Origin of the sequence: Sporosarcina beigongshangi, from assembly GCF_033485195.1 — a bacterium.
Classification (GTDB): domain Bacteria; phylum Bacillota; class Bacilli; order Bacillales_A; family Planococcaceae; genus Sporosarcina; species Sporosarcina beigongshangi.
Genome location: NZ_JAWLIR010000006.1, coordinates 155,149 through 178,419 on the forward strand (window position 1 = coordinate 155,149; position 23,271 = coordinate 178,419).

The window sequence follows — 23,271 nt, forward strand, 5'->3', positions numbered from 1 at the left end:
TGATGTCAGACATAACTATTAGAAAAAAAGGAAGGTAGGTACCTTCCTCCTCATTGTTTCTATTTTACACAATTTGTTCTTCTTTTGCCGATTCTTTTTCAAGAATGGGGGCAGTATTTACTTTCTCAAGTGATTCCAAACGGCGTTCCATGGATGATGTTTCGTATTCCTGCTCGATTTTACCGCCAAGATTCTCGATATACTTTTTCATCTCTCCAACGGATGCTACACGGCTATCCGCATTTTCGGGGGAGATGACTTGGTCCATACGGTGGTGTGCACGCGTGACATTCTCTTTGCCCATCAATTGAAGCTGCCTTACCTTCATGTCTTTCACTTTATGTTTCATTTCCTCAAATTTACGCTCTAACGAATTTAATTCATAAGCTGTTTCTGTCACGCTTTCCGCCAATTCAGCAGAGCGTGTGTCGTATGCTGCAATTTCCTCTGAAGCGAATGCAACGAGGTCTTCTTCACCAGCAGCTTGTGCGAGTTCAAGCTGGTTACGACGTTTGTCGGACATTTTTTCTGCTTCTGCCAATTCTTTTTCAAGTTCTATTTTCAATTTACTTTGACGTTCAAGTAACTTTCCGATAGATTCTGTTTGTTTTTCTGCCTCGCGAATGTATTGATTCAACATTGCAATCGGGTTTTTATTTTCCTTTTTGTCGAATAAAGTGTGAAGATCAGCCTGTACTGAATATTTAAATCTGTTCCAAAGTGAGTTCATAGTGAATTCCTCCTCATTATTTTGTGATTTCGTTCCATTGACGTTCGAAGTTTACGAAGGGATCATCTGAGACGTTAGTGATGATGCTGTTACTTTCTGTGCCTTTCCATTTACGCCACACATACAGCACACCAATGAGTGCGATGATGCCGAAGAAAGCAGGTACATTCGAAATAGCTGAGAATAAACCGATTAGTAGAACAGCTCCCCAGAATATTTTTTTGAATGTAGACTCGCTCTTTCTATAGTAGTGGAACCCCGCATAGGCGATTAATGCGGAAAGGGCAAGAGCAAGTAGTGATCCAAGATTTGCTAGGACGACAATTGCTGCTGTGATACCGAGTACTGCAAGACCAAATTTTTTCATTTGTAGTTCCTCCTTTCGTTTGTAGATTAATCTTATAACGATTTTCAGTTTGTCCAAACGGGCGGGGAACGGATTTTCATCTAAGACTTGGGGCTGATATCGTCTAAGTGAAAATTGGTTTATCTTCATTGTGGAAGTTGTAACCGCTTTCATGTATTCTATTAATATAGAAAAATCTTTTTATTCAGTGAACTAAAGGCATAAATAGAGCCGAGCATGCGTATCGTTCATAATTAGGGTAGTTGCAATGCTGATATTATCATTCGATGAAAAGGGAGATGTCTATTATGATGCAAACACCGCTTTTATTATCGTCATTTGTTAAACGAGCAGAACAATTTTTCCCGGACAAGCTAATCATTTCGCGGACGGGGGAAGACACCATTCACCGTATTCCTTATCGGGATTTCGCAAAAAGATCACGCAAGCTTGCAGACGCGTTGACAAAGCTTGGGATGCAGCATGGAACGAAAGTCGGTTCATTCGCCTGGAATCATCATCGCCACTTGGAAGCTTATTTTGGTGTTCCATGTACAGGGGCAATCCTTCATATGATTAATATTCGCTTGTCGCCAGAACATATTGCGTACGTGATCAATCATGCGGAAGATGAAATTTTGCTAGTAGATGACAACTTATTTCCGCATCTTGAAAAACTAGCTCCATTCCTCAAAACGGTAAAACATTATGTCATCATGGGAGATAGTAAGGAAATTCCAGAAACATTATTAGAAAATGTTCATTCTTATGAAGCACTTCTTGAAGCTGCATCCGATGATTATGTATTTCCTGATGATCTTGATGAAAATACGCCTGCTGGTATGTGCTACACATCTGCGACGACGGGCAATCCAAAAGGTGTTATTTATACGCATCGTGGTTTAGTGCTTCATAGTTTTGCACTTGGACTTGCGGATGCAATGGGGCTGAGGGAACAGGACGTCATCTTGCCCGTAGTACCGATGTTTCACGTCAATGCATGGGGGATGCCGTTCGCCGCTGTTTTCTTTGGGACAACACAAGTTCTTCCAGGACCCGGCATGAATCCAAAATTACTGTTGGATTTAATTGAACAGGAAAAAGTGACAATCACTGCTGGTGTGCCGACAATTTGGCTCGCTGTGCTAAAGGAGCAAGAGCAAAATCCGAGAGACCTGTCGTCGCTCCGGGCTATTGTCTGTGGCGGTTCAGCATCACCAAAAGGTTTGATTCGCGCATTTGAAGAAAAACTAGGTATTCCATTTATCGTAGGTTATGGCATGACCGAAACGACTCCGCTCGTCAGCCTGTCCGTTTATACATCGGGTATGGAGGACTTGACGATGGATGAGAAAATTGATATTCGTGCACTACAAGGCTTGCCGATGCCTGGTCTTGAAGTCCGGATTATCAATGAAAACGGCGATGCGCCTTGGGATGGAAAAACGATGGGGGAATTGGCGATTCGTGGACCGTGGATTGCGAGTGAGTATTATAAGGATGAACGGACGGAGGAAGCGTTCCGAGATGGTTGGCTCTATACGGGTGATATCGCGGTGATGATGGAGAACGGCTATCTGAAATTGACTGACCGCACAAAAGATTTAATTAAGAGTGGTGGTGAATGGATATCGTCTGTCGACTTGGAAAATGCACTAATGACTCATGATTCTGTTTTTGAGGCGGCAGTTATTGCTGTGCCGCATGAAAAATGGTTGGAGCGCCCACTTGCCTGCGTAGTCTTGCATGAAGGACAAACCGGGGATGAGGAAATGAAACAGCAGTTACTAAGCTATTTAGAAGGGCAGTTTGCGAAGTGGTGGGTTCCGGACGATATCGTTTTCCTGGATGAAATTCCGAAAACATCCGTAGGGAAATTTCTAAAGGCTGCCTTGCGTACGAAACTGAACGAGCATTATCAAGAAGCGTAAATGATAAAAGGACTCTGAATCCATAATGGGTTGGAGTCTTTTTTAGATGAAGCGGATAGTGTGGATATCTTTTTTTGAAGAAACGGAGTTAATGACATCAAAAAGCAGTTTTGGGTAGAAAATTCAGAAATTATAAACATTTTTATAAGTTATACACGAAGAACTGTGGGTAACTCGGTTTTCTTAAAAGTTATACACAATTTTAAAATGAGATAAAAAGTCATAATAATGGAATGGAATGCGTAAAGTAATCGAAAACAAGGAAACATTTACTTATTCAATAGCGTCCATTCTTTGTGAGCTGGTGAGTGCTTTTTAAATTCTTGTATAATTTCTGCAAAGAGCACAGAAATTATACAAACCGAACCCTTCGCTCCTTTGTTAGTCGGTGAGTGCTTTTTAAATTCTTGTATAATTTCTGCAAAGGGCGCAGAAATTATACAAACCGAACCCTTCGCTGTTCGGTTTGCACTTATATTAGGTATTTAGTAAAGTTAGAGGAATACTAGTTATTCACGTGGAAAGAGAGTGTAAAAACATATGGAATTATTTGAATTGATCAAGGCGTTGATTCTTGGATTTGTAGAAGGAATGACGGAGTTTGCACCGGTGTCTTCAACGGGGCATTTGATTATTGTCGATGATATGTGGCTGAAGACAAAAGATTTTCTTGGAGACCGTTCGGCTTTCACATTTAAGATTGTTATTCAATTGGGTTCAATTTTAGCTGTTGTTATCGTCTTTTGGAAGCGTCTATTCAGCTTGGTAGGACTTTATAAGATAGACGGACAAAAAATGAATTCGAGCTTCAATTTACTGCATGTCATTATTGGGATGCTACCGGCAGTTATTATTGGCTTTGCACTGAAGGACTTAATTGATGAACAACTTTCAGGTGTAGAAACGGTGATTTTTGCACTAGTTGCAGGGTCTATTTTAATGATTGTGGCTGATAAATTCGGTCCGAAAAAGCCATGGGTTAACACATTGGACCAAATTACATACAAGCAGGCGTTCACAGTCGGTCTTGTACAATGTCTATCTTTATGGCCAGGATTTTCCCGTTCTGGTGCGACGATTTCAGGTGGTGTGCTGTTTGGGATGAATCATAAGACGGCAGCCGATTTTACATTCATTATGGCGGTTCCGATTATGGCAGGCGCAAGTCTCGTATCAGTGGTGAAAAACTGGGAAGAGCTTTCAATGGATGATCTATCTTTTTACATCGTGGGATTCATCAGCGCATTTATCTTCGCTCTGATTTCCATCCGTTTCTTCTTAAAGCTCATTTCACGTGTCAAGCTAATGCCATTCGCAATTTATAGACTAGTCTTGGCAGCCATACTAGCGATCATTATCTTTTTATAAGAACTTGAAACGACTTCCGCATGTGAATGTGCAGAAGTCGTTTTTTTATTAATTAGCTTTGGTTAGAACCAAGCTTTTCAGATATTCTTTTACCTGTTTCTATTACTTTTTTAATGAGAAATTCCATTCGATCCTCTGTCAGATTAAAGCTGACAAATCCTATACTTACTGCTCCGACAACTTCTCCTAATCCGGTCAAAACGGCAACTGCGACAGAGGAGGTACCTTCTGTTCTTTCCCCATGACTCACAGCGTAACCTTGTTTTTTTATCTGTTTTAACGTTTCGTCAATTGCAGGCAATTGTTCCAGAGGAAGAAGTTTCTCCAATATCGATTTCGATTTAGTAGTAGACATATGGGCGAGCATGGCTTTGTTTGCTGCGCCGATATGCATAGGGATACGTAAACCAAGCTGGTCATAAATTCGAATAGGGTTGTTCTCGCTGTCAATTCTCTCAATAATGATGGCTTCTAGCCCTGTAGGCTTGCTGAGGTAAACACTTTCTTCTACTTCCCGCATTAAGCGTTCGAGCTCAGGTCTTATTTTATTCACATAGTCCATCGAATCATACACTTTTAAACCATATTCCAACCAAATGGTACCGAGACGATAGCATTTGCTGCGCTCATCTTGTTCGACCATACCTTGTTTGATCATTGCTTTTAGTAATCTGTGCATAGTGCTAAGGGGTAGCTCACATTGTTTGGAAAGGTCTGAAATGGATAGACCATTGTCCGTTGCGTGTGTTGCCAAGACGCTTGCTACGGTCATGGCACGGTCAATCGATTGCATATACAACACCGCCAATCTTAAAAATACGCCATATAGAATTAATTATTCTAAATACATTGACATTATATCATGAATCGAATATATTTTACATATAAACTTTCCGATAAACGGAAACGTTTTCCACTAGACGGAAAAGGGTGAAGTGAAATGACGTATTGTTCATCAATGTATAGTTCCCTAGAACGAGTGATTGTGAAAAATCCAACGGAAGCTTTTCGCAACCAACATTATCTTGCAGAACAATGGCAAACCTTTAATTATCTTGAAGAACCAAACTTTGAAGAGGCTGTTCGTGAATTTGCAAATTTTATAGCAATTCTTGAACAACATGTACCACAAATTGATTATTTACCAGCATCTACTGAAGTGGGGATGGATTCGTTATATGCGCATGATCCAGTGAAATTTACGCCGGCGGGTGCGATTATTTTAAAGTCGGGTAAAAAGCTTAGGCAACCAGAAGCAGCTGTTTATAAAGAATTTCTGGAAGAAAAAGCAATTCCGATTATTGGAGAGTTGACGGGAGATGCAGTATCAGACGGCGGTGATATTGTCTGGTTGGATGATCGAACGATTGTCGTGGGTCGCGGCTACCGCACAAATGATGAGGCTATTCGACAATTGAAAGAAATGACCGCACCATTTGTCGATGAATTCATTGTGGTTCAGCTACCGCATGATCAGGGCGAAGCAGAATGTCTCCATCTAATGTCGTTTATCAGCATGGTGGACCATGATTTGGCAGTTGTGCATTCTCGTCTGATGCCGGTATTTTTCCGTCAGTTGCTAATCGAACGAGGGATTGAATTGATTGAAGTACCTGAGGATGAATACCATACGCTTGGTTGTAACGTATTGGCGCTGGCACCTCGGGTTTGTGTAATGGTGGATGGAAACGCTTCCACGAAACAGCAGCTTCTGGATGTAGGGGCGACAGTATATGAGTATAAAGGCGAAGAAATAAGCATTAAAGGAACAGGCGGACCAACGTGTCTGACGAGTCCAGTTGTAAGGAACTAAACTTGAGGAGTGGAATTGGAATGAGTTTATTTAAAAATGTCATCGTAAAAACACCAGGGGAAAGTTATTTGAATGGATTGACGACATCTGATTTAGGAACACCGGTATTTGATAAGTTGCTAGAACAGCACACTAACTATATAGAAGCACTGAAGAAATGCGGCGTAACGGTTACACATCTTCCAGCAAGTGAAGAGTTTCCAGATTCAACATTTGTGGAGGATGCGGCAGTATTGACCCCTAATTTTGCGGTCATTACAAATCCAGGGGCAGATTCGCGTAACGGTGAAATCATAGAAATTGAAAGCGCATTGAAAAGCTTTTATAACAAATTTTATTATATAACAGCACCTGGGACACTAGATGGCGGTGATATTCTTCAAGCAGAGGATCGATTTTATATAGGTATTTCTGAACGAACAAATGAGCAAGGGGCTCTTCAGTTAAAGGAATTATTGGAAAAGGAAGGCTTTGAAGCAACGATTATTCCATTGAAAGAGTTTTTTCACCTGAAAACAGGAATTGCTTATCTCGGAGATAATCGGATGGTTGTAGCAGGCGAATTTGTGGATCATCCAGCGTTTGAAAGATATGACAAGATTGTGATTGGAAAGGAAGACGAATACTCGGCTAACTGCATTCGCATCAATGATTATGTCATTCTACCAGCGGGCTACGAGGCAACAAAACGTAAGTTTAATGAAGCGGGATACCAAACGATTGAACTCGACATGTCTGAAGTTCAAAAGCATGACGGAGGACTAAGCTGCTTGTCATTACGATTCTAAAACAACGTAAGGGAAAAGGGGAGGGAATTTCATGTCCGTTAATGGGGAACAACCGCTACACAATCAGTTGAATCGTTCCATGAAAAGTCGCCATTTGTTTATGCTTTCTTTAGGGGGTGTCATTGGGACAGGCCTGTTTCTAAATGCCGGCTATACGATTAATCAGGCAGGAGCAGGGGGAGCTTTACTTGGTTACTTATTCGGGGGCCTCATTTTGTATATGGTAATGGTTTGCCTTGGAGAGCTGGCTGTTCATATGCCAGTGACAGGCTCTTTCCAGACATATGCAACACGTTATATTAGCCCATCAGCAGGATTTTCACTTGGCTGGATGTATTTTGTAGGTTCGGCTGCAACAGCCGGGGTTGAATTTACTGCCGCAGGAATTCTCATGCAGCACTGGTTCCCGGATTCTCCTATCTGGATTTGGTGCTTAATCTTTATGGTTCTGCTATTTGGATTGAATGCATTGACAACTAGGGGATTTGCGGAAGCAGAGTTTTGGTTTGCAGGTATTAAAGTACTGGCAGTCGTCCTTTTTATCATCATTGGGTTTGCGGCTATTTTCGGTCTTATTCCGCTAGAAGATCGAGCGACACCATTTTTAACAAATTTAGCGCCGACAGGGCTATTCCCAGCGGGGATTGCGATTGTCTTTATAACGATGATGAATGTTATTTTCTCTTACCAAGGCTCGGAGTTGGTCGGGATTGCAGCAGGGGAAACGGAAGAGCCAGAAAAGAATATTCCGAAAGCAATTCGAACGATTCTTGTTAGAATTGTCATCTTCTACATCGCTTCGATTATCGTCTTGTCAGCTATTTTCCCAGCATCTGAATTAGGCTTATTGGCGAGTCCATTTGTCACCTTGATGGAAATCGCGGGTGTTCCTTATGCGGCAGGTATTATGAATTTTGTTATTTTGACGGCTATTTTGTCAGTAGGAAATTCTTGTTTATACGCATCGACACGTCTTCTTTGGGCAATGGCGAATGAAGGGATGGCTCCTAAAATATTTGGCCGCCTTTCTAAACGTAAAGTTCCGCTTATGGCATTGATTTTCACAATGTCCTTCTCCTTGTTATCCTTGTTGACAAGTGTTATGGAAGCGGACGCTGTATTCATCTTACTGATGTCCATTGCAGGGATTTCAGTGACAATTTCTTGGATGGGGATTGCATTTTCCCAGTTTATGTTCCGACATCGTTATTTGAAAGCGGGTGGGAAACTGGAGGATCTAAAATATAAAGTTCCGTTTTACCCGTTTGTCCCATTATTTTGTATTTCGTTTTGTCTATTTATATTAGTCTTTTTGGCATTCGATCCAACGCAGCGCATTGGCTTGTACTATGGCGTAGGGTTTTTCATCGCATGTATGCTGTTCTATAAGTTTAAATTAGAGAAAAAGCATCAGGTTGATCAAGAGTTTAAGTGAAACTTGTGGAGGAGAATGGTTATGAATGAACTCAGATGGGGTACTCCATCCACACTTCGAGCGTTATTATGCGAGCTTGTGAGTTGGGATAGTCGCACGTTGACGAAGGGAGAGCGTACATTTGCGCCGAAAGTTGCTGAAAAGCTGAAGGAGCTAGATTACTTCCGTGATCATCCTAGTCACTTAGAATTGCATGATGCAGGTTTGGGTCGTCAGGCAGTTACGGCTTTGTACAAACATCCAAAGGCGATAGAGACGATTGTTCTTATTAGCCATTTCGATACGGTGTGGACGGAGGAGTATGGCATATTAGAGCCGCTTGCCTTTCATCCGGAAGAGCTGACGAAGAAGTTGCTGGAGCATAAGGAAGATTTGCCCGAGTCTGCTCGTATTGACCTAGAGTCGGGGAAGTATCTGTTTGGGCGGGGAACCATGGATATGAAGATGGGGCTTGCTCTCCATATGCAGTTGATTGAAAAAGCGAGTGTCGAGCAATGGCCAATCAATCTTATTTTGACGACGGTTCCAGATGAAGAAGTGAACTCAGCAGGTATGCGTGCAGCGGTGACAGAACTCGTTCGTATTCGTGAAGAACATCGTTTGACGTACAAATTATTTTTAAATAGTGAGCCCTCTTTTTCTCAAAAACCGTTTGATATAGAAGAATATATTTACACAGGCACGATTGGGAAAATCATGCCTGCTGCATTGTTCTACGGAAAGGAAACGCATGTTGGTGAGCCGATGAAGGGGATGACGGCAAACTATATTGCATCCTTTTTGACACAGCGTATGGAATGGAATCCCTTATTCCGTGAAACGGATCTTGGGGAAAGCACACCATTACCAGTTTCGTTGCAACAAAAAGATTTAAAACTAGAGTACTCAACACAAACACCTTATCGGGCAGTTGCGTTGTACAATGTTTTTTTACTGAAGCGCACTGCAACTGAGGTCATGGACTTGTTCGAGCAAGTTGCAACTGAAGCGATGGCTGCTTGTAATGACAGCTACCAGATCATTTGTGAGCGGGAACAGGTGACAGGTGTAGGAAAAGTGAATGTGTTGCGCTATGAGCAATTGCTCGAACATGCGGTTAAAAAATTAGGGGCAGCAGAAGTTGAGCGACTAAAAAATGAAGCTCTCCAACAAGACAACTGGGATGATCGTGAGAAATCGCTCCGCATCGTCGATCATTTGATGATTCACTGTCAGGAGCTGGCACCAGCAACAGTATTGCTATACGCACCGCCTTATTATCCGGCTGTTAACACATCGAATGATCCACTTGTCATTCAATCAGTTGAGTTAATGAAGCAAACAGCACTAAGCTTTAATAATAAAATTGGTCAAAAACATTATTTTAACGGTATTTGCGATTTGAGCTACGTCAATTATGGTGATAATGCAAACGGCTGGGCGGCATTTGAACGCAATACGCCGGTATGGGGCGATACGTATAGTATTCCTTTTGCAGACATGGCGAAGTTAAAAGCCCCCGTTTTGAATGTAGGACCGTTTGGTAAAGATGCACATCAACGCACAGAGCGTTTGCATGTGGACAGTGCATTCGTTGAAATGCCAGTGATGTTAGAGACGTTGATTAAGAGTATGTATCCATGCCAATGAAAATGAAGGATTAGGATAAACAGGGATCTTCGTGAATAGCGAAGGTCCCTATTCTATGTCTACATCTGTTAAGATGAAAGAAAAAAGTGGCAGGTGAGTTGAATGAAAGAGCAAATATTGATTATCGAAGATGAAGAGAATATTGCACGCGTTCTTCAGCTTGAGCTTGAATTTGAAGGGTATGGAACGGGGATTGCGCATACAGGGCCGGACGGTCTTATTAAATATCGTGAGCAGGCGTGGGATTTAGTGCTTCTTGATTTGATGTTACCTGGTTTGAATGGACTTGATGTGCTTCGCCGGATTCGTGCAACGGAAACATCTACTCCAGTCATTTTATTGACAGCGAAAAACGATGTAGAGGATAAGGTCGCGGGGCTTGATCTTGGGGCGAATGATTATGTGACGAAGCCTTTTGAAATCGACGAACTGCTAGCGAGAATTCGTTCAGCACTACGATTTTCAACGAAGTCGGTTGTTGAAAAAGACAAAAATCTTCATGAGTTTGCGGGTCTATCCATCCATGAGCAAACACGTGAAGTAAAGCGAGCTGGTCGTACGATTGACCTAACTCCGCGCGAGTTTGACCTCATGCTTCATCTACTTAAGCATCCGAACCAAGTATTATCGCGTGAACAATTGCTAGATGCGGTTTGGGGATTTGATTATTATGGGGATACGAATGTTGTCGATGTCTATATTCGTTATGTTCGTAAGAAGATAGATGCGGGTGAAAAGAGTTCACTTATTCAAACGGTTCGTGGCGTTGGTTATGTATTGAAGGAGCAGGTTGTTAATGAAGCTTAAGTCGAAAATCCATTTGTATTCAACACTCCTTATGCTTGTTATTCTGATTATAACGAATATCGGTATTTTTATTTTATTTGAAAAGATGGCGCATGATACAGAATATAACCAACTGCTGATTCGCTCCAAGGAAGTGACCACTTCGCTGAGTAAAATGACGGAGGAAATGGACGCGGGTACAGTTGTAAGGGCTCATCTTCCACCAAATGGAGCGATACGAGTTGTTGATGATAAGGGCAAGTCGAAGGTTACGACGGAATCCGAGCTTGGATTGGAGAAAGAGCATTTTGACATACATCCAAAAGAGCGTTATACAATCGGTGATTTTAATGGAACGCAGACCATGCTCATCCGTGTGCCTATTATATGGACGAATGGGGAAGTTGTACAACTGGAGATGGTACAGGTTTTAGAGGACTTGGAAAACAATTTAGGCTTGCTTCAACTGGTACTGATCGGGATGACGATTCTCGCGATGATCCCGATTGCGGCATCTAGCGTGGCGCTAGGGCGAATTGTGACGCAACCTGTTGAAAAGCTGATTTCGACAATGGCGACAAGTCAACGGTCTGGTACCTATGAAAAAATCCAAGTATCCGTTGATGGGAAAGATGAGCTAGCACAAATGGGCCGAACGTTTAATGACATGATGGAGCAGCTTGAACAGAATTATAAAAAACAGGAACAATTCGTTTCAAATGCTTCTCACGAATTAAAAACACCCCTTACAGTCATCGAAAGCTACGCACGCCTACTGACACGTCAAGGTTTTGATAATCGTGCAGTTGCATTAGAGGCTGTTGAAGCCATTCGAAGTGAAACGGGTCGCATGAAAGAAATGATTGCACAAATGCTAGAACTGGCAAAGAGTAACGAGCATCTGACGTTTGAATTTATCGAGACAGATCTTCAAATAATATTGGAGAAAACGATACAGTCAATGAGGCAAGCGTATGCGAGAGAATTCATAATAGAAGGAAATCCGTCGATACTGCTCATAACGGATGCCAATCGGCTCAAGCAATTGTTATTTATCCTGCTAGATAATGCACGTAAGTACAGTGACAGGGAAATTAAAATAGCCGTTCAAGAACAGGAGAAAATGGTTGCGATTTCTGTAATGGATTATGGCAACGGAATTTCCGAACAGCATTTGCTTCATATTTTTGACCGCTTTTATCGCGTTGATCAGGATCGTAATCGAAAAACAGGTGGAACAGGATTGGGGCTTGCGATTGCCAAGGAAATTGCAGCAGGTCTCGGGGCGGAGCTGAAAATCGAAAGCATTGTTGGAATGGGGACGACAATTCGTATTTTGATTTCCAAAGAACGGATTCTCAGCGATTTTTAATGTTGGCCGCGTATGCTTGAGGGAAGGAGGGGATGTCTTTGAAAATCATTAAAAAGCCTTGGTTTATCCCTATCGTATTGACAATTGTTATTTTGGCAGTTGGTGGGTATTATACGAAGCATCTAGTATCCAATGCAGAGACCTTACCTGAAAATGAAGTTCGCAAGCAGCTTGAAGAAACATACGGTGGAAAAGTGGAGCGACTGTCCTTAGATGGGACAATGTTTGAAGTGGAATTGTCTCGCAATAAGGATGCCTATTTAGCGACGGTTGACGCTGAAACTGGAAAAGTACTTTCGATGATTCAAACAAAAGAAGTGATAGAGAAAGAGATGCCAATTGCATCTGCAAAGCAAGGTGATAGTACAGAAGATAAGGATTCTGTCACTGAAGCTAACAATACTGAAACAGTCGCGCAAGACAAAGCACCAACAGAACCAGAGCAGCCAGCACCATCTAAACCTAAAGTGACAACAGCAGAGCCTAAAACAGCAGTGACACCCGAAACTAAGCCTAAAACCAGCACTAATCAGACGACACCGCCTAAAACCTCGACAACAGTACTCATTTCAGAAAATCAGGCGATAAACATTGCGCTAGGTCAACTGAAAGGGGAAGTGGAAGACGTTGAGTTTGTGCAAACAAGTGACGGCGGCTACTATTTAGTTGAAATTGATGACAACGATCAAGATGACGAAGCTACTTTTCAAATACATGCGATTTCGGGCAAAATCTTATCCGTTACGCGGGATGATTAACAGGGAGGAATGAAGTTCAAGTCCTCCCTGTTAAGCCTCCGGCGGATGTCACAGATTTAGAAGGGAGTTAATTGCGCTTATCTAAGTGCCTTAATTTCAGCAAAGAACGCAGAAATTAAGGCAAATCGAACCCTTCGCTGTTCGATTCGCAACGACTGCAGACCCGCATCCTGCGGGCACAATTCAAAATCTGGACGCAATCACGCCGAGGCGCGATTGATTCTCTCACCAAATTCTAATAATCCTCTCAATCTCCTCTCATAATTGAGCTGTATTATGAAGGTAATAAGAAAAGCGAAGGGCGCTCGATAGACGCGATAAGCGCTTGTAGCTGGACAATAAGAAAGGGAGGCATTCAATTATGAATAAGTGGATGATCATTCCTGCACTAGCAGGAGCAGTTGTACTAGGTGGAGCAGCGTTGGCAAACGGTTTAGGAACTAGTGAGGCGCATGCGGCGGAAAGTTTTCTCTCTTTAAAAGAAGCGAAAGCATTGGCGGTTCAAGAAGTCGGTGGAACAGTTACTGAAATTGAACTAGAAAAAACAAGAACGGGTTTTATCTATGAAGTTGAAGTGAAATCAAACGGTGTAGAATACGATTTAGATATTGATGCACAAACGGGAAAAGTAGTGATTGAGAAACAGCAAGCTAAGAAAGTCGTCCAAGTAGAACTACCACGAGTAGCGGATGCGAAGCTTTTAACAAAAGACCAAGCAATTGCGATTGCACTGAAACAAGCAAAAGGTACAGTGACAAAGAATAAATTGGATGACGACGATGGTCGTAAACACTATGATATCGAAATCAAAGACGGCACATATGAATACGATATCGAAATCGATGCGATCACAGGTAAAATCCTTGAGTTTGAAAAAGATCGTGACGATGATGGTGAAAAAGTAAACACACAAGCAGCTACTACGAATAAAAATCAAACGATGTTAACAAAAGACCAAGCAATTGCAATTGCACTGAAACAAGCAAAAGGTACAGTGACAAAGAATAAATTGGATGACGACGATGGTCGTAAACACTATGATATCGAAATCAAAGACGGCACATATGAATACGATATCGAAATCGATGCGATCACAGGTAAAATCCTTGAGTTTGAAAGAGATCGTGACGATGATGGTGAAAAAGTAAACACACAAGCAGCTACTCCGAATAAAAATCAAACGATGTTAACAAAAGACCAAGCAATTGCAATATCACTGAAACAAGCAAAAGGTACAGTGACAAAGAATAAATTGGATGACGACGATGGTCGCAAACACTACGAAATCGAAATCAAAGACGGCACATATGAATACGATATCGAAATCGATGCGATCACAGGTAAAATCCTTGAGTTTGAAAAAGATCGTGACGATGATGGTGAAAAAGTAAACACACAAGCAGCTACTACGAATAAAAATCAAACGATGTTAACAAAAGACCAAGCAATTGCAATTGCACTGAAACAAGCAAAAGGTACAGTGACAAAGGCTAAATTGGATGACGACGATGGTCGCAAACACTACGAAATCGAAATCAAAGACGGCACATATGAGTACGATTTCGAAATTGATGCGATGACAGGTAAAATCCTTGAGTTTGAAAAAGACCGTGACGACGATGGTAAAAAAGTAAACATTCAAGTAACTGCTACGAGTAACCAGAACAAGTTGCTAACAAAGGACCAAGCAATCGCCATCGCCCTAAAACAAGTAAAAGGTACAGTGACGGAACTAGAACTCGACGACGACGATGGTCGCAAGCATTATGAAATCGAAATCAAAAATGGCACTTACGAATACAAATTTGAAATTGATGCGACTACTGGAAAAGTGTTGAAGTTTGAAAAATATCAAGACGATGACGACCAAGATGACGATCAAGACAACGATGATGACCAAGATGATGACCAAGATGATGATTAATTGACTACGAAAAAGGACTGTCCCTGGAAAACAAGGACAGTCCTTTTAGCTTTCACTTAGAAAACCTCGTACATCTTTCCAACTTCGGCAATTTCACTAGGACCATCATAACTCTGGCGTGTGGCCTCAAGAATCTCTTCAATTTGTCCATGTAAAGGCAAGTGCGTGAGGACAAGTTGTTTTGCACCAGATAAGCTAGCTAATTTCCCTGCTTCACTTCCGCCCATATGACCTGGCGCCTTGCCGACATGCTCTTCATACAAATTTGCCTCGCTAATTAACAAATCAGCTCCTCGTGCGAAATCGACAAGTTCATCTCTCCATTCGGTGTCGGCAGTTAGTACAATCGAGTGGCCAGCGGCGCTAAACTTCATGGCAAGGCAGTACACAGGGTGGGTTGTCTGACAAAATGATACTTCAAATGGACCGATTTGGATGATGTCATCTTCAGAAATCGCAACGCCTACAGTCTGCTCTTTATATGTTAACTTATCGAAGTTATCTTGATCTTGAACATGCCCGTAAATCGGCAAAGCAGGTGCTGGCTTGCCGAGATAGAAATTAATGAGTCGACTAAATTGCAAACTGCCGATATCCGCAATGTGATCCGCGTGATAATGGCTGATGACAACTGCATCCAATTTTTCCAACGGCAAATAATTTTGCAGAGAGGAAAGTACCCCACTCCCGCAATCGATTAAGCAATAAAATCCCTCGTGTTCAATTAGAAAAGACGATGTCGCGCTGTTAGCTTTCGGATAACCGCCCCAAATGCCGATAGGTGTGATTTTCATACGTTTAATAACCCCCTTCATTTACTACAAGTGTACCGTGGAGGTGGGGTATTGGAAAGTGAGGGACATAAAGCTTTAAATATGGAAAAATATATTTTCGTTAGTGGGATGAAAAAATACTGGTCTACGATAGAAATTAATTCAGTATTACGCGATTTTTACTTCGAAAAAATATCACCCGAATTGAATGTTGAAAAATAAAATTGACCGAACAGGAAATAAACCGTATAATTTATTCAAATAATTCGAGTAATTTTTGACGGCAATTTAAACAAAAAAGGAATGTGACATACGAGTGAAGGATTCCACGCTAGAGCAGCTTTGTAGTTTATACACTGAATTGACAGAGGAAGACATTCGTATATTAAAAAATACTGCATCGACTTTGCAAATGTACGCGGATTTGTCGGATGCCTATATGTTTATCGATTGTAAGATGAAAGATAGTGAGAATGCAATCGTTGTGGCGGAGGCTTTTCCAAAGTCGGTGGAATCTGTATACGAAAACTCTGTAGTGGGGAAAATAGTTTTCGATACTTTTGAACCAGGTGTTTTTTATAGTTATCGTCAAGGGAAAAAGTCGGTCATTCGCCAGGCGGTAACACAGGAAGGTAGATCTGTGGAACAAAGTGTTGTGCCCATTAAAAATGATTTACATCAGGTTATTGGTGTTCTTATTCAAGAAAAGGAAGTCGATTATCCGGCAGCTAATCAAAATAATCAACAAAAGGACTCGTTAGGTCAAGGATCGATAGACTATGTGATGGGCGATAATAGTAATGATATGCCGATGGTTTCTGACTTGCTAATGGAGATTTTTTTATTAACTGATAACGAAAATAAATTAATCTATGCTAATCCAGTAGGTGTAAAATTCATCACTGAAATGAGTCGTACAGAAGAAATTCAAAATAGGAATTTAGTAGAATTATTGCCCTTCTTAAATCCGGTTTACAATCAGCAAGACGATGTGTTTGTTTTTGAATTAACAGTAGATCACAAAAACTTAGTTGTGAAAAAGGTACGGTTACGCAAGAAGGATAAGATGAGAGGGACGTTGCTCATTATCCAGGATTTGACGGAGCTACGAACGAAGGAAAAAGAGCTGATGATGAAATCAGTCGTTATCCAAGAGATTCATCACCGAGTGAAAAATAATCTTCAGACAGTTGCAAGTTTACTCAGATTACAAATGAGAAGAGGATTTCCAGAGGAAAGTAGATCTTATTTTGAAGATACTTTGAATCGTATTTTCAGTATTTCTTCGGTGTACGAGCTCATTCTTGCCAATGAAGATGCAGAAGACGATGATGTCAATATCGTTGAACTGACAAGGAAAGTCTGCTCGACAATGGTAGTAAATGAGCTACATAAAAAAGTTAACTTGATTATTTCTTCAAATGGCAATAGAATATTAACATCATCTAGGAAAGCGGTTTCAATTGCTTTAATTGTCAATGAGCTCGTTCAGAATTCATTAAAACATGCTTTTCCAGAAGATGTACAAGGTGAAATTGTTGTGGATTTTCTATCAAACAAAGATTTTTTGGAGCTTCATATTTTCGACAACGGCGTTGGGATGAGGGAGCCTAAAACTTCACTTGGATTGGAGATTGTTCATAACTTAGTAGTCAATGATTTAAATGGTGAATTTAGTTATTTACCGGAAAACATAGGAACACATGCAGTCATTACGTTTCCAGTAAGTCCGGAGGTTATTATTTATTATGAGAAAGAAAATACTGATAGCTGAAGACGAATCCATTATTCGGATGGATATTAAGATGATGCTAGAGGATCATGGTTACGAAGTAGTTGCTGAAGCGGGAGATGGGGACAGAGCGATCGAGTTAGCTTTTCTTCATAGACCGGATCTTGTACTGATGGATATAAAAATGCCTAAAATCAATGGATTGCAGGCCAGTCAAATTATCGGAAAACAATTGGATCTGCCGATTCTAATTATCACGGCATACAGTCAAAAGGAGTTTGTTGCGAAAGCCCAACAGGATAATATTGTGGGGTATTTAGTTAAACCGATTGCAGAGTCCAATTTAATTCCCGCGATTGAAATTGCCTTGCATCAAGCTGATAAGGCGAAACGATTAAAGGGAGAAATCAGCGAAGCTCAACGGGAAGTTGAAAAGAGAAAGCTGATTGAACGGGCGAAGGGACTTCTGATGACGAGGGATCAGTTGACAGAACAGGAAGCATTCAAGGTAATGAGAGATTCAAGCATGTCTAGGCAACTGACAATGGAGTCGATTGCGGAGGAAATTATTGCAGCACACAAGTAAATACCGACAAGCAATGGCGCTTAAAGAGGATGTTCTTTAAGCGTCTTTTTGTGGTTTTTAAAGGGGGTGATGTCAGTTAAATTGGAAGCAGGCAATGTTGTGAAAAGGGAATACATAATTAAAAAAAAGGGGGAATTTTAAATGGCGATGATTGGAACGGTAATTGTATATATTATAATGGTTTGTGCAATCTTAGGGGCATTCGCAGCGATTAAAAATCCAGAAGAAGGTCTTGGTAAAGAATTCATGTCGGGTATGCATGCAGTAGGCCATATTTTTATTCCGGCAGCAGGTATCATGGCGTCCATTCCATATTTGACGTGGTTTATTAGTAAATTTATAGGACCTCTATTCGATGCGATTGGTGCGGATCCTGCAATTGCTGCGACAACAATCCTTGCATCGGATATGGGAGGCTACCAGTTAGCGAACGCTCTGAAAACGTCCTATGAGGGTTGGGTCATGGCGATGATTGTTGGTTATATGGCGGGAGCGACGATTGTATTCTCGATTCCTATGGGACTGGCAATGCTGGATAAAAGAGATCATAAATACATGGCGCTAGGTGTAATGTCGGGTGTCTTGACGATTCCAATCGGTGCATTTATCGCTTCTGTATTGGTTGTATTATTCAACACGGAAATTAGAGATGTCATCAGTACAACAACAGATTCTACGTATGAGTTTGTCATCAGCTACGGGCAAATTCTCATTAACCTATTACCTCTACTCATTTTTGTAGTCGTTATTGCGGCAGGCTTAAAGTTCTTCCCGCGTGGCATGATTGCTGGGTTTATGGTATTTGGCCGCGTTATGGACGCAGCGATTAAACTTGTGCTGGTCTTTTCTATCGTTGAAATTTTCACAGGTGTATTCACGACTGTATTTGGTGCATGGGGCTTCGACCCAATCATGGCAGATGAGGCAGATCAGTTCCGTGCACTTGAAACAGCAGGTTATATTGGAATTATGCTAGCAGGTGCGTTCCCGATGGTATACTTACTTCGTAAGTATGCTGCTAAACCATTGGAGGCGGGAGGTCGCAGGCTTGGACTTTCTTCAGTAGGTAGTGCAGGGATTTTAGCAACGATGGCTAATATTTTAGCGATGTTCTCATTGGTCAGATATATGAGACCTAAAGATAAAGTAATTAATATCGCTTTTGGTGTCTGTGCTGCCTTTTTATTAGGCGACCATTTATCATTTACAGCTAATTTCCAACCGAATATTATTTTACCGGTTATTATTGGTAAATTAGCTGCGGGTATTTGCGCCATTGGAATTGCGTACTGGCTATCTGTTCCAACAGCTCTTAAACTAGAAGAAAAAGACCGTGCTGAAGGTGTGATTCGACCAGGGGAATACCTAGAGGATGACAATGCCGAGGAAGTACTTAAAGCTCAGTCGTAATCTCTGTTTAGGCAGATGAAAGGAGTGAGTAAAATGAGTGAAGAGAAGAAAAGATTTATTCAGGAATTTGTACCAGGTAAACAAATAACATTAAGTCATTTAATCGCTAATCCGGATCCTGACATGTTTCAGAAGCTAGGGATTCAAGAGGCTGGCGCTTTAGGCATAATGACTTGCACGCCGAGTGAAACAGTTATTATCGCAGGGGATTTAGCCACAAAATCAGCGAGTGTTAAGATTGGTTTCCTGGATCGTTTTACAGGGAGTCTCGTCATTGTGGGCAGTGTTTCTGAAGTGGACGTGGCAATGAATGAAATTAATAAATTTCTTTCTGAAAGACTTGGATATACGCCAGCATTCATCACAAAGTCATAAGGATGTGTTCTGCAGATGAAAAATAGAGCCATGCTAATTGGTGCGATTGGTGCTGGGAAATCTACGTTGACGAATGCGTTACTAGGGAAAAAAGTGGAGGCTGTTAAAACGCAGACACTCATTTATCATGATTGGATTGTAGATACACCTGGAGAATATACAGAAAATCCATTTTTCTATAAGAACATCATGGCAACTGCTTTAGAAGTCACTCATGTTTTGTATTTACAGGATGCAACAAATGGTAAAATTATTTTTCCACCTGGATTTAGTTCAGGAATAGCGAAGCTGCCGATTGGTGTCATTACTAAAAGTGATCATCCCAATGCAGACATTGATCGAGCCATTGAAATGGTGAAGTCAGTCATGCCAAGCGGGCCAATTGTCATTACCTCATCAGTTGAAGGAACTGGCATTGAGTATGTAAGAGAATTGGTAAAGTTAAATGATATGGCTGTCATGAAAGACTTTGTGATGAGCGCTAAAGATGAAAAACTAATATTTACGGACTACCTTTACAATTCGCGTAATGTTTGATATGTTTAGGCTATTAAAAGTTGATAATTTGGCAAAGGCGCCTTTACTGCTCGAGGATACTTCTTCGGGTCTGTAAAGGCGCTTTTTTATCTTCATTCAGCGGAAGACTTTTGGCAAATATCACAGACTTTTTTCGGAGGTGTGAGTGTGAACAATTTCAAGCGAAAGCAAGAGACGATGATTAGTGCTGGGATTGACATTGGCACAAGCACAACGAAACTAATCATTAGCCGTTTTTCATTAATGAATGTAGCGGGTACATCGCATGTTCCTAGAATTGAAATTGTGGATAAAGAAGTTTTGTATAAAAGTCCTATCTTTAGAACACCATTAACGGATCCTTTTACAATCAATGTAGCGGAAGTTGAAAAAATCATTCGTTCTCAATATCAGCAAGCTGGTATTGAAGCTTCCCAAATTGAAACAGGTGCGGTCATTATTACAGGTGAAACAGCGACGAAGCGTAATGCCAGTGAGATGCTCCATTATTTATCGGGTGAGGTTGGCGATTTCTTAGTTGCCACGGCCGGACCTGATTTAGAAGGAATTATCGCAGCTAAAGGCTCCGGTGCCTATGACTATTCAGGGCAAAGTGGAAAAGTGATTGCCAATATTGATATTGGTGGAGGAACAGCTAATATTGCAGTCTATAAAGACAAGGTTCTCCTAGGGACATGTACGATGCATATCGGAGGACGGCTCGTCGAATATGAAGGGAAAAAAATTCGTTCGATTTCCCGACCGGTTCAAGAGCTCTTAGCTGAAAATAATCGTTCCTTGCAAATTGGCGATTCTCCGGAGGCGGCCAGTATAGAGTTTGTAACCGATTTCATGGCTGAATCGCTTGGTAGAGTATTAAATAATGAATTGCAAGAAGAGGATTCGGTACTTTTGCTTGGACATCGCCCTAACTGGACAGAGGAAATTGAAGTGCTTGTTTTCTCAGGTGGTATTTCTGAATGTATGTACAGTCACGAATCAATCGGTGGGCAGCTAGCTGAGTATGATGATATAGGCGTGCAATTAGCGCAGGCCCTACAAAGAAATGAAGTATTGCAAAGTTTTCTGTGGATGGAACCCGTTGAAACAGTCCGAGCGACTGTACTTGGAGCGGGTACGCAAACAACGGAAATTAGCGGGGCTACGATTCAAGTGGCGCCTCAAGAATTACCGTTAAAAAATCTACCAGTTTACAATTATGCCTTTCAGTCAGACCTTCAAAAAGGATTGGAAAACTTTGAGGTTGCTATCAAACATGCAATTGACATGTTTGATGCATCAAGAGAAGGGCAGAACTTTGCCCTCTACATTTCAGAGCTACCCTACATGGGATTCCGAGATGTCCAACAGTTGGCAGCAGCTGTCATTCAAGTGATGGAACAACGCCCTGACCCAAATCAGCCGATTGTGCTGGTGCTGCAATCAGACCATGCAAAAGTAGTTGGTCAGACGCTGATGGCAATGAATGTGAGGCAAAGCGTCATTTGTATCGATCAAATTTCTGTTGAACAAGGTGATTATATCGACATTGGGAGATCCCTTGAATCAGGCGTTGTCCCAGTAGTCGTTAAAACATTAACATTTCACTCGTCGTGAAGGAGGGTGTTAACCAGTGAATTTAAAAACAGTTTTAGGCGGAGTAAGCTATACATTCGCTGATTTGAAAGAAGTAATGGCAAAAGCTAATGAAGAAAAATCGGGAGACCGCCTAGCGGGTGTCGCGGCAGAAACCGTGCAAGAACGAATTGCGGCAAAAACGGTCCTCAGTGACATCTTATTAAGTGAAATTCGTAACAACCCGTTAATTCCAATCGAAAACGATGAAGTTTCTCAGATTATTGAGGGAGACATTAACGAAAGAATTTATGCTGAAATCAAGAATTGGAGCGTCGCTGAATTAAGGGAGTACATTCTAAGCCATGAAGTCGGCGACCGTGAACTAAAACGCATTAGTAGGGGATTGACCTCGGAAATGATTGCGGCAGTTGCAAAGCTGATGTCGAACTTGGATTTAGTGCATGCTGCAAACAAAGTAGAGATTTTAACAACCTGTAATATTACGATTGGTCATAAAGGAACAATCGCATCCCGCCTACAGCCCAATCATCCAACGGATAACGTAGATGGAATGCTTGCTTCACTGAAGGAAGGGTTATCATACGGTGTCGGGGATGCAGTAATTGGCATCAACCCGGTCGATGATTCAGTTGAAAGTGTAAAACGTCTATTGCATGCCACAAAAGATTTCATGAACGAATGGGAAATTCCGGCGCAAAACTGTGTGTTAGCGCATGTGACGACACAGATGAAGGCGATTCAACAAGGAGCCCCTGCGGATATGATTTTCCAAAGTATTGCAGGAACTGAGGTTGCGAACCGTTCGTTTGGGATATCTGCTGAATTGATTGCAGAAGCAAAAGACCTTGCGTTAAAACAAGGAACGGGATCGGGTCCACAAGTGATGTATTTTGAGACGGGACAAGGTTCGGAATTATCGGCGGAGGCACATTATGGAATTGACCAATTGACGTTAGAGTCGCGTAACTACGGTTTCGCAAGACATTATGATCCATTTATTGTGAACACGGTTGTTGGTTTTATTGGCCCAGAGTATTTGTATGACAGTAAACAAGTGATTCGTGCAGGGCTCGAAGATCATTTTATGGGTAAAATGCATGGTCTTCCGATGGGTGTCGATATTTGTTATACAAACCATATTAAAGCGGATCAAAATGACATTGAGGATTTAGGCGTTTTATTATCAGCGGCGGGTGTGAACTTCATCATCTCAGCTCCAATGGGGGACGATGTGATGCTAAATTACCAGTCGATGAGCTATCACGATATCGCGACGCTTTTACAAACGTTTGGTAAAACACCATCACCTGAATATCTCAAATGGCTTGAAAAAATGGGGATTTACGAAAATGGTCGTCTAAGCGCTCGCGCTGGAGACGCTACTATATTCACACGTTAGG

22 protein-coding genes are annotated in these 23,271 nt (G+C 41.5%); 18 read left to right on the forward strand and 4 right to left on the reverse strand.

Features of this window, described 5'->3' with window-relative positions; all coding sequences use genetic code 11:
- Positions 1 to 64: 64 nt before the first annotated feature.
- Together R2B77_RS05225 and R2B77_RS05230 are read right to left on the reverse strand one after the other, a co-directional pair.
- Complete coding sequence (locus R2B77_RS05225; protein WP_203247463.1) at positions 65 to 730, reverse strand: PspA/IM30 family protein; 666 nt, start codon at positions 728 to 730, stop codon at positions 65 to 67.
- A gap of 16 nt (positions 731 to 746) precedes the next feature.
- The gene (locus tag R2B77_RS05230; RefSeq protein WP_203247464.1) at positions 747 to 1,097 is read right to left on the reverse strand and encodes a lmo0954 family membrane protein; all 351 of its coding nucleotides are present in this window, start codon (positions 1,095 to 1,097) and stop codon (positions 747 to 749) included.
- 287 nt (positions 1,098 to 1,384) lie between these two features.
- Between R2B77_RS05230 and R2B77_RS05235 the strand changes: the two genes are divergently transcribed.
- Positions 1,385 to 3,007, forward strand: coding sequence for a long-chain fatty acid--CoA ligase (locus R2B77_RS05235; protein ID WP_203247465.1), 1,623 nt, complete (start codon positions 1,385 to 1,387; stop codon positions 3,005 to 3,007).
- A gap of 540 nt (positions 3,008 to 3,547) precedes the next feature.
- A complete protein-coding gene (locus R2B77_RS05240) occupies positions 3,548 to 4,375 on the forward strand; it encodes an undecaprenyl-diphosphate phosphatase (RefSeq protein WP_203247466.1) in 828 nt (275 codons plus the stop codon).
- 52 nt (positions 4,376 to 4,427) lie between these two features.
- Here the strand turns inward: R2B77_RS05240 and R2B77_RS05245 are convergent, their stop codons facing one another.
- A complete protein-coding gene (locus tag R2B77_RS05245; protein ID WP_203247467.1) occupies positions 4,428 to 5,168 on the reverse strand; it encodes an IclR family transcriptional regulator in 741 nt (246 codons plus the stop codon).
- A 147-nt stretch (positions 5,169 to 5,315) separates the two neighbouring features.
- Here R2B77_RS05245 and R2B77_RS05250 point away from each other — a divergent pair, with 147 nt between their 5' ends.
- The 8 genes from R2B77_RS05250 (at position 5,316) to R2B77_RS05285 (ending at position 14,880) form a co-directional block, all read left to right on the forward strand.
- Complete coding sequence (locus tag R2B77_RS05250; protein WP_203247468.1) at positions 5,316 to 6,188, forward strand: dimethylarginine dimethylaminohydrolase family protein; 873 nt, start codon at positions 5,316 to 5,318, stop codon at positions 6,186 to 6,188.
- Positions 6,189 to 6,208: 20 nt separating this feature from the next.
- Positions 6,209 to 6,976: a dimethylarginine dimethylaminohydrolase family protein gene (locus R2B77_RS05255; RefSeq protein ID WP_203247469.1), complete on the forward strand. Its 768-nt coding sequence runs from the start codon at positions 6,209 to 6,211 to the stop codon at positions 6,974 to 6,976.
- Positions 6,977 to 7,007: 31 nt separating this feature from the next.
- Positions 7,008 to 8,411: an amino acid permease gene (locus tag R2B77_RS05260; RefSeq protein WP_203247470.1), complete on the forward strand. Its 1,404-nt coding sequence runs from the start codon at positions 7,008 to 7,010 to the stop codon at positions 8,409 to 8,411.
- Between the two features lie 21 nt (positions 8,412 to 8,432).
- A complete protein-coding gene (locus R2B77_RS05265; RefSeq protein ID WP_203247471.1) occupies positions 8,433 to 10,040 on the forward strand; it encodes a M20/M25/M40 family metallo-hydrolase in 1,608 nt (535 codons plus the stop codon).
- Between the two features lie 102 nt (positions 10,041 to 10,142).
- Positions 10,143 to 10,847 (forward strand): response regulator transcription factor, encoded by a 705-nt coding sequence (locus R2B77_RS05270; protein WP_203247472.1) that lies wholly within the window; start codon positions 10,143 to 10,145, stop codon positions 10,845 to 10,847.
- Positions 10,837 to 12,198: a sensor histidine kinase gene (locus tag R2B77_RS05275; protein WP_203247473.1), complete on the forward strand. Its 1,362-nt coding sequence runs from the start codon at positions 10,837 to 10,839 to the stop codon at positions 12,196 to 12,198. Before R2B77_RS05270 ends, R2B77_RS05275 begins: the two co-directional genes overlap by 11 nt.
- A 38-nt stretch (positions 12,199 to 12,236) precedes the next feature.
- On the forward strand, positions 12,237 to 12,956 hold the full coding sequence (locus R2B77_RS05280; protein WP_203247474.1) for a PepSY domain-containing protein: 720 nt from the start codon (positions 12,237 to 12,239) through the stop codon (positions 12,954 to 12,956).
- A gap of 361 nt (positions 12,957 to 13,317) precedes the next feature.
- Positions 13,318 to 14,880, forward strand: coding sequence for a PepSY domain-containing protein (locus tag R2B77_RS05285; RefSeq protein WP_322555657.1), 1,563 nt, complete (start codon positions 13,318 to 13,320; stop codon positions 14,878 to 14,880).
- A 56-nt stretch (positions 14,881 to 14,936) separates the two neighbouring features.
- Here R2B77_RS05285 and R2B77_RS05290 read toward each other — a convergent pair whose 3' ends face one another.
- A complete protein-coding gene (locus tag R2B77_RS05290) occupies positions 14,937 to 15,674 on the reverse strand; it encodes an MBL fold metallo-hydrolase (protein WP_203247476.1) in 738 nt (245 codons plus the stop codon).
- A gap of 51 nt (positions 15,675 to 15,725) precedes the next feature.
- Here R2B77_RS05290 and R2B77_RS05295 point away from each other — a divergent pair, with 51 nt between their 5' ends.
- From R2B77_RS05295 to R2B77_RS05330, 8 genes are all read left to right on the forward strand, one after another.
- A complete protein-coding gene (locus R2B77_RS05295; RefSeq protein WP_203247477.1) occupies positions 15,726 to 15,875 on the forward strand; it encodes a hypothetical protein in 150 nt (49 codons plus the stop codon).
- 94 nt (positions 15,876 to 15,969) lie between these two features.
- Positions 15,970 to 17,427, forward strand: coding sequence for a sensor histidine kinase (locus R2B77_RS05300; protein ID WP_203247478.1), 1,458 nt, complete (start codon positions 15,970 to 15,972; stop codon positions 17,425 to 17,427).
- On the forward strand, positions 17,402 to 17,971 hold the full coding sequence (locus R2B77_RS05305; RefSeq protein WP_203247479.1) for an ANTAR domain-containing response regulator: 570 nt from the start codon (positions 17,402 to 17,404) through the stop codon (positions 17,969 to 17,971). Before R2B77_RS05300 ends, R2B77_RS05305 begins: the two co-directional genes overlap by 26 nt.
- 141 nt (positions 17,972 to 18,112) lie before the next feature.
- Entirely contained in the window at positions 18,113 to 19,381 is a 1,269-nt protein-coding gene (eutH, locus tag R2B77_RS05310; protein WP_203247480.1) for an ethanolamine utilization protein EutH, read from the forward strand.
- Positions 19,382 to 19,414: 33 nt separating this feature from the next.
- Positions 19,415 to 19,756, forward strand: a complete 342-nt coding sequence (gene eutS / locus R2B77_RS05315; protein WP_203247481.1) for an ethanolamine utilization microcompartment protein EutS — start codon at positions 19,415 to 19,417, stop codon at positions 19,754 to 19,756.
- Between the two features lie 15 nt (positions 19,757 to 19,771).
- Complete coding sequence (locus R2B77_RS05320) at positions 19,772 to 20,293, forward strand: EutP/PduV family microcompartment system protein (protein ID WP_203247482.1); 522 nt, start codon at positions 19,772 to 19,774, stop codon at positions 20,291 to 20,293.
- Positions 20,294 to 20,440: 147 nt separating this feature from the next.
- Positions 20,441 to 21,889: an ethanolamine ammonia-lyase reactivating factor EutA gene (locus R2B77_RS05325; protein ID WP_203247483.1), complete on the forward strand. Its 1,449-nt coding sequence runs from the start codon at positions 20,441 to 20,443 to the stop codon at positions 21,887 to 21,889.
- Positions 21,890 to 21,905: 16 nt separating this feature from the next.
- The gene (locus R2B77_RS05330; RefSeq protein ID WP_203247484.1) at positions 21,906 to 23,270 is read left to right on the forward strand and encodes an ethanolamine ammonia-lyase subunit EutB; all 1,365 of its coding nucleotides are present in this window, start codon (positions 21,906 to 21,908) and stop codon (positions 23,268 to 23,270) included.
- Position 23,271 lies beyond the last annotated feature (1 nt).

Bases quoted from the DNA above. Each gene is read 5' to 3' on its own strand.
- R2B77_RS05225 (WP_203247463.1), bottom strand. From the start codon at position 730: ATGAACTCACTTTGGAACAGATTTAAATATTCAGTACAGGCTGATCTT.
- R2B77_RS05230 (WP_203247464.1), bottom strand. From the start codon at position 1,097: ATGAAAAAATTTGGTCTTGCAGTACTCGGTATCACAGCAGCAATTGTC.
- R2B77_RS05235 (WP_203247465.1), top strand. From the start codon at position 1,385: ATGATGCAAACACCGCTTTTATTATCGTCATTTGTTAAACGAGCAGAA.
- R2B77_RS05240 (WP_203247466.1), top strand. From the start codon at position 3,548: ATGGAATTATTTGAATTGATCAAGGCGTTGATTCTTGGATTTGTAGAA.
- R2B77_RS05245 (WP_203247467.1), bottom strand. From the start codon at position 5,168: ATGCAATCGATTGACCGTGCCATGACCGTAGCAAGCGTCTTGGCAACA.
- R2B77_RS05250 (WP_203247468.1), top strand. From the start codon at position 5,316: ATGACGTATTGTTCATCAATGTATAGTTCCCTAGAACGAGTGATTGTG.
- R2B77_RS05255 (WP_203247469.1), top strand. From the start codon at position 6,209: ATGAGTTTATTTAAAAATGTCATCGTAAAAACACCAGGGGAAAGTTAT.
- R2B77_RS05260 (WP_203247470.1), top strand. From the start codon at position 7,008: ATGTCCGTTAATGGGGAACAACCGCTACACAATCAGTTGAATCGTTCC.
- R2B77_RS05265 (WP_203247471.1), top strand. From the start codon at position 8,433: ATGAATGAACTCAGATGGGGTACTCCATCCACACTTCGAGCGTTATTA.
- R2B77_RS05270 (WP_203247472.1), top strand. From the start codon at position 10,143: ATGAAAGAGCAAATATTGATTATCGAAGATGAAGAGAATATTGCACGC.
- R2B77_RS05275 (WP_203247473.1), top strand. From the start codon at position 10,837: ATGAAGCTTAAGTCGAAAATCCATTTGTATTCAACACTCCTTATGCTT.
- R2B77_RS05285 (WP_322555657.1), top strand. From the start codon at position 13,318: ATGAATAAGTGGATGATCATTCCTGCACTAGCAGGAGCAGTTGTACTA.
- R2B77_RS05290 (WP_203247476.1), bottom strand. From the start codon at position 15,674: ATGAAAATCACACCTATCGGCATTTGGGGCGGTTATCCGAAAGCTAAC.
- R2B77_RS05305 (WP_203247479.1), top strand. From the start codon at position 17,402: ATGAGAAAGAAAATACTGATAGCTGAAGACGAATCCATTATTCGGATG.
- eutH (WP_203247480.1), top strand. From the start codon at position 18,113: ATGGCGATGATTGGAACGGTAATTGTATATATTATAATGGTTTGTGCA.
- eutS (WP_203247481.1), top strand. From the start codon at position 19,415: ATGAGTGAAGAGAAGAAAAGATTTATTCAGGAATTTGTACCAGGTAAA.
- R2B77_RS05320 (WP_203247482.1), top strand. From the start codon at position 19,772: ATGAAAAATAGAGCCATGCTAATTGGTGCGATTGGTGCTGGGAAATCT.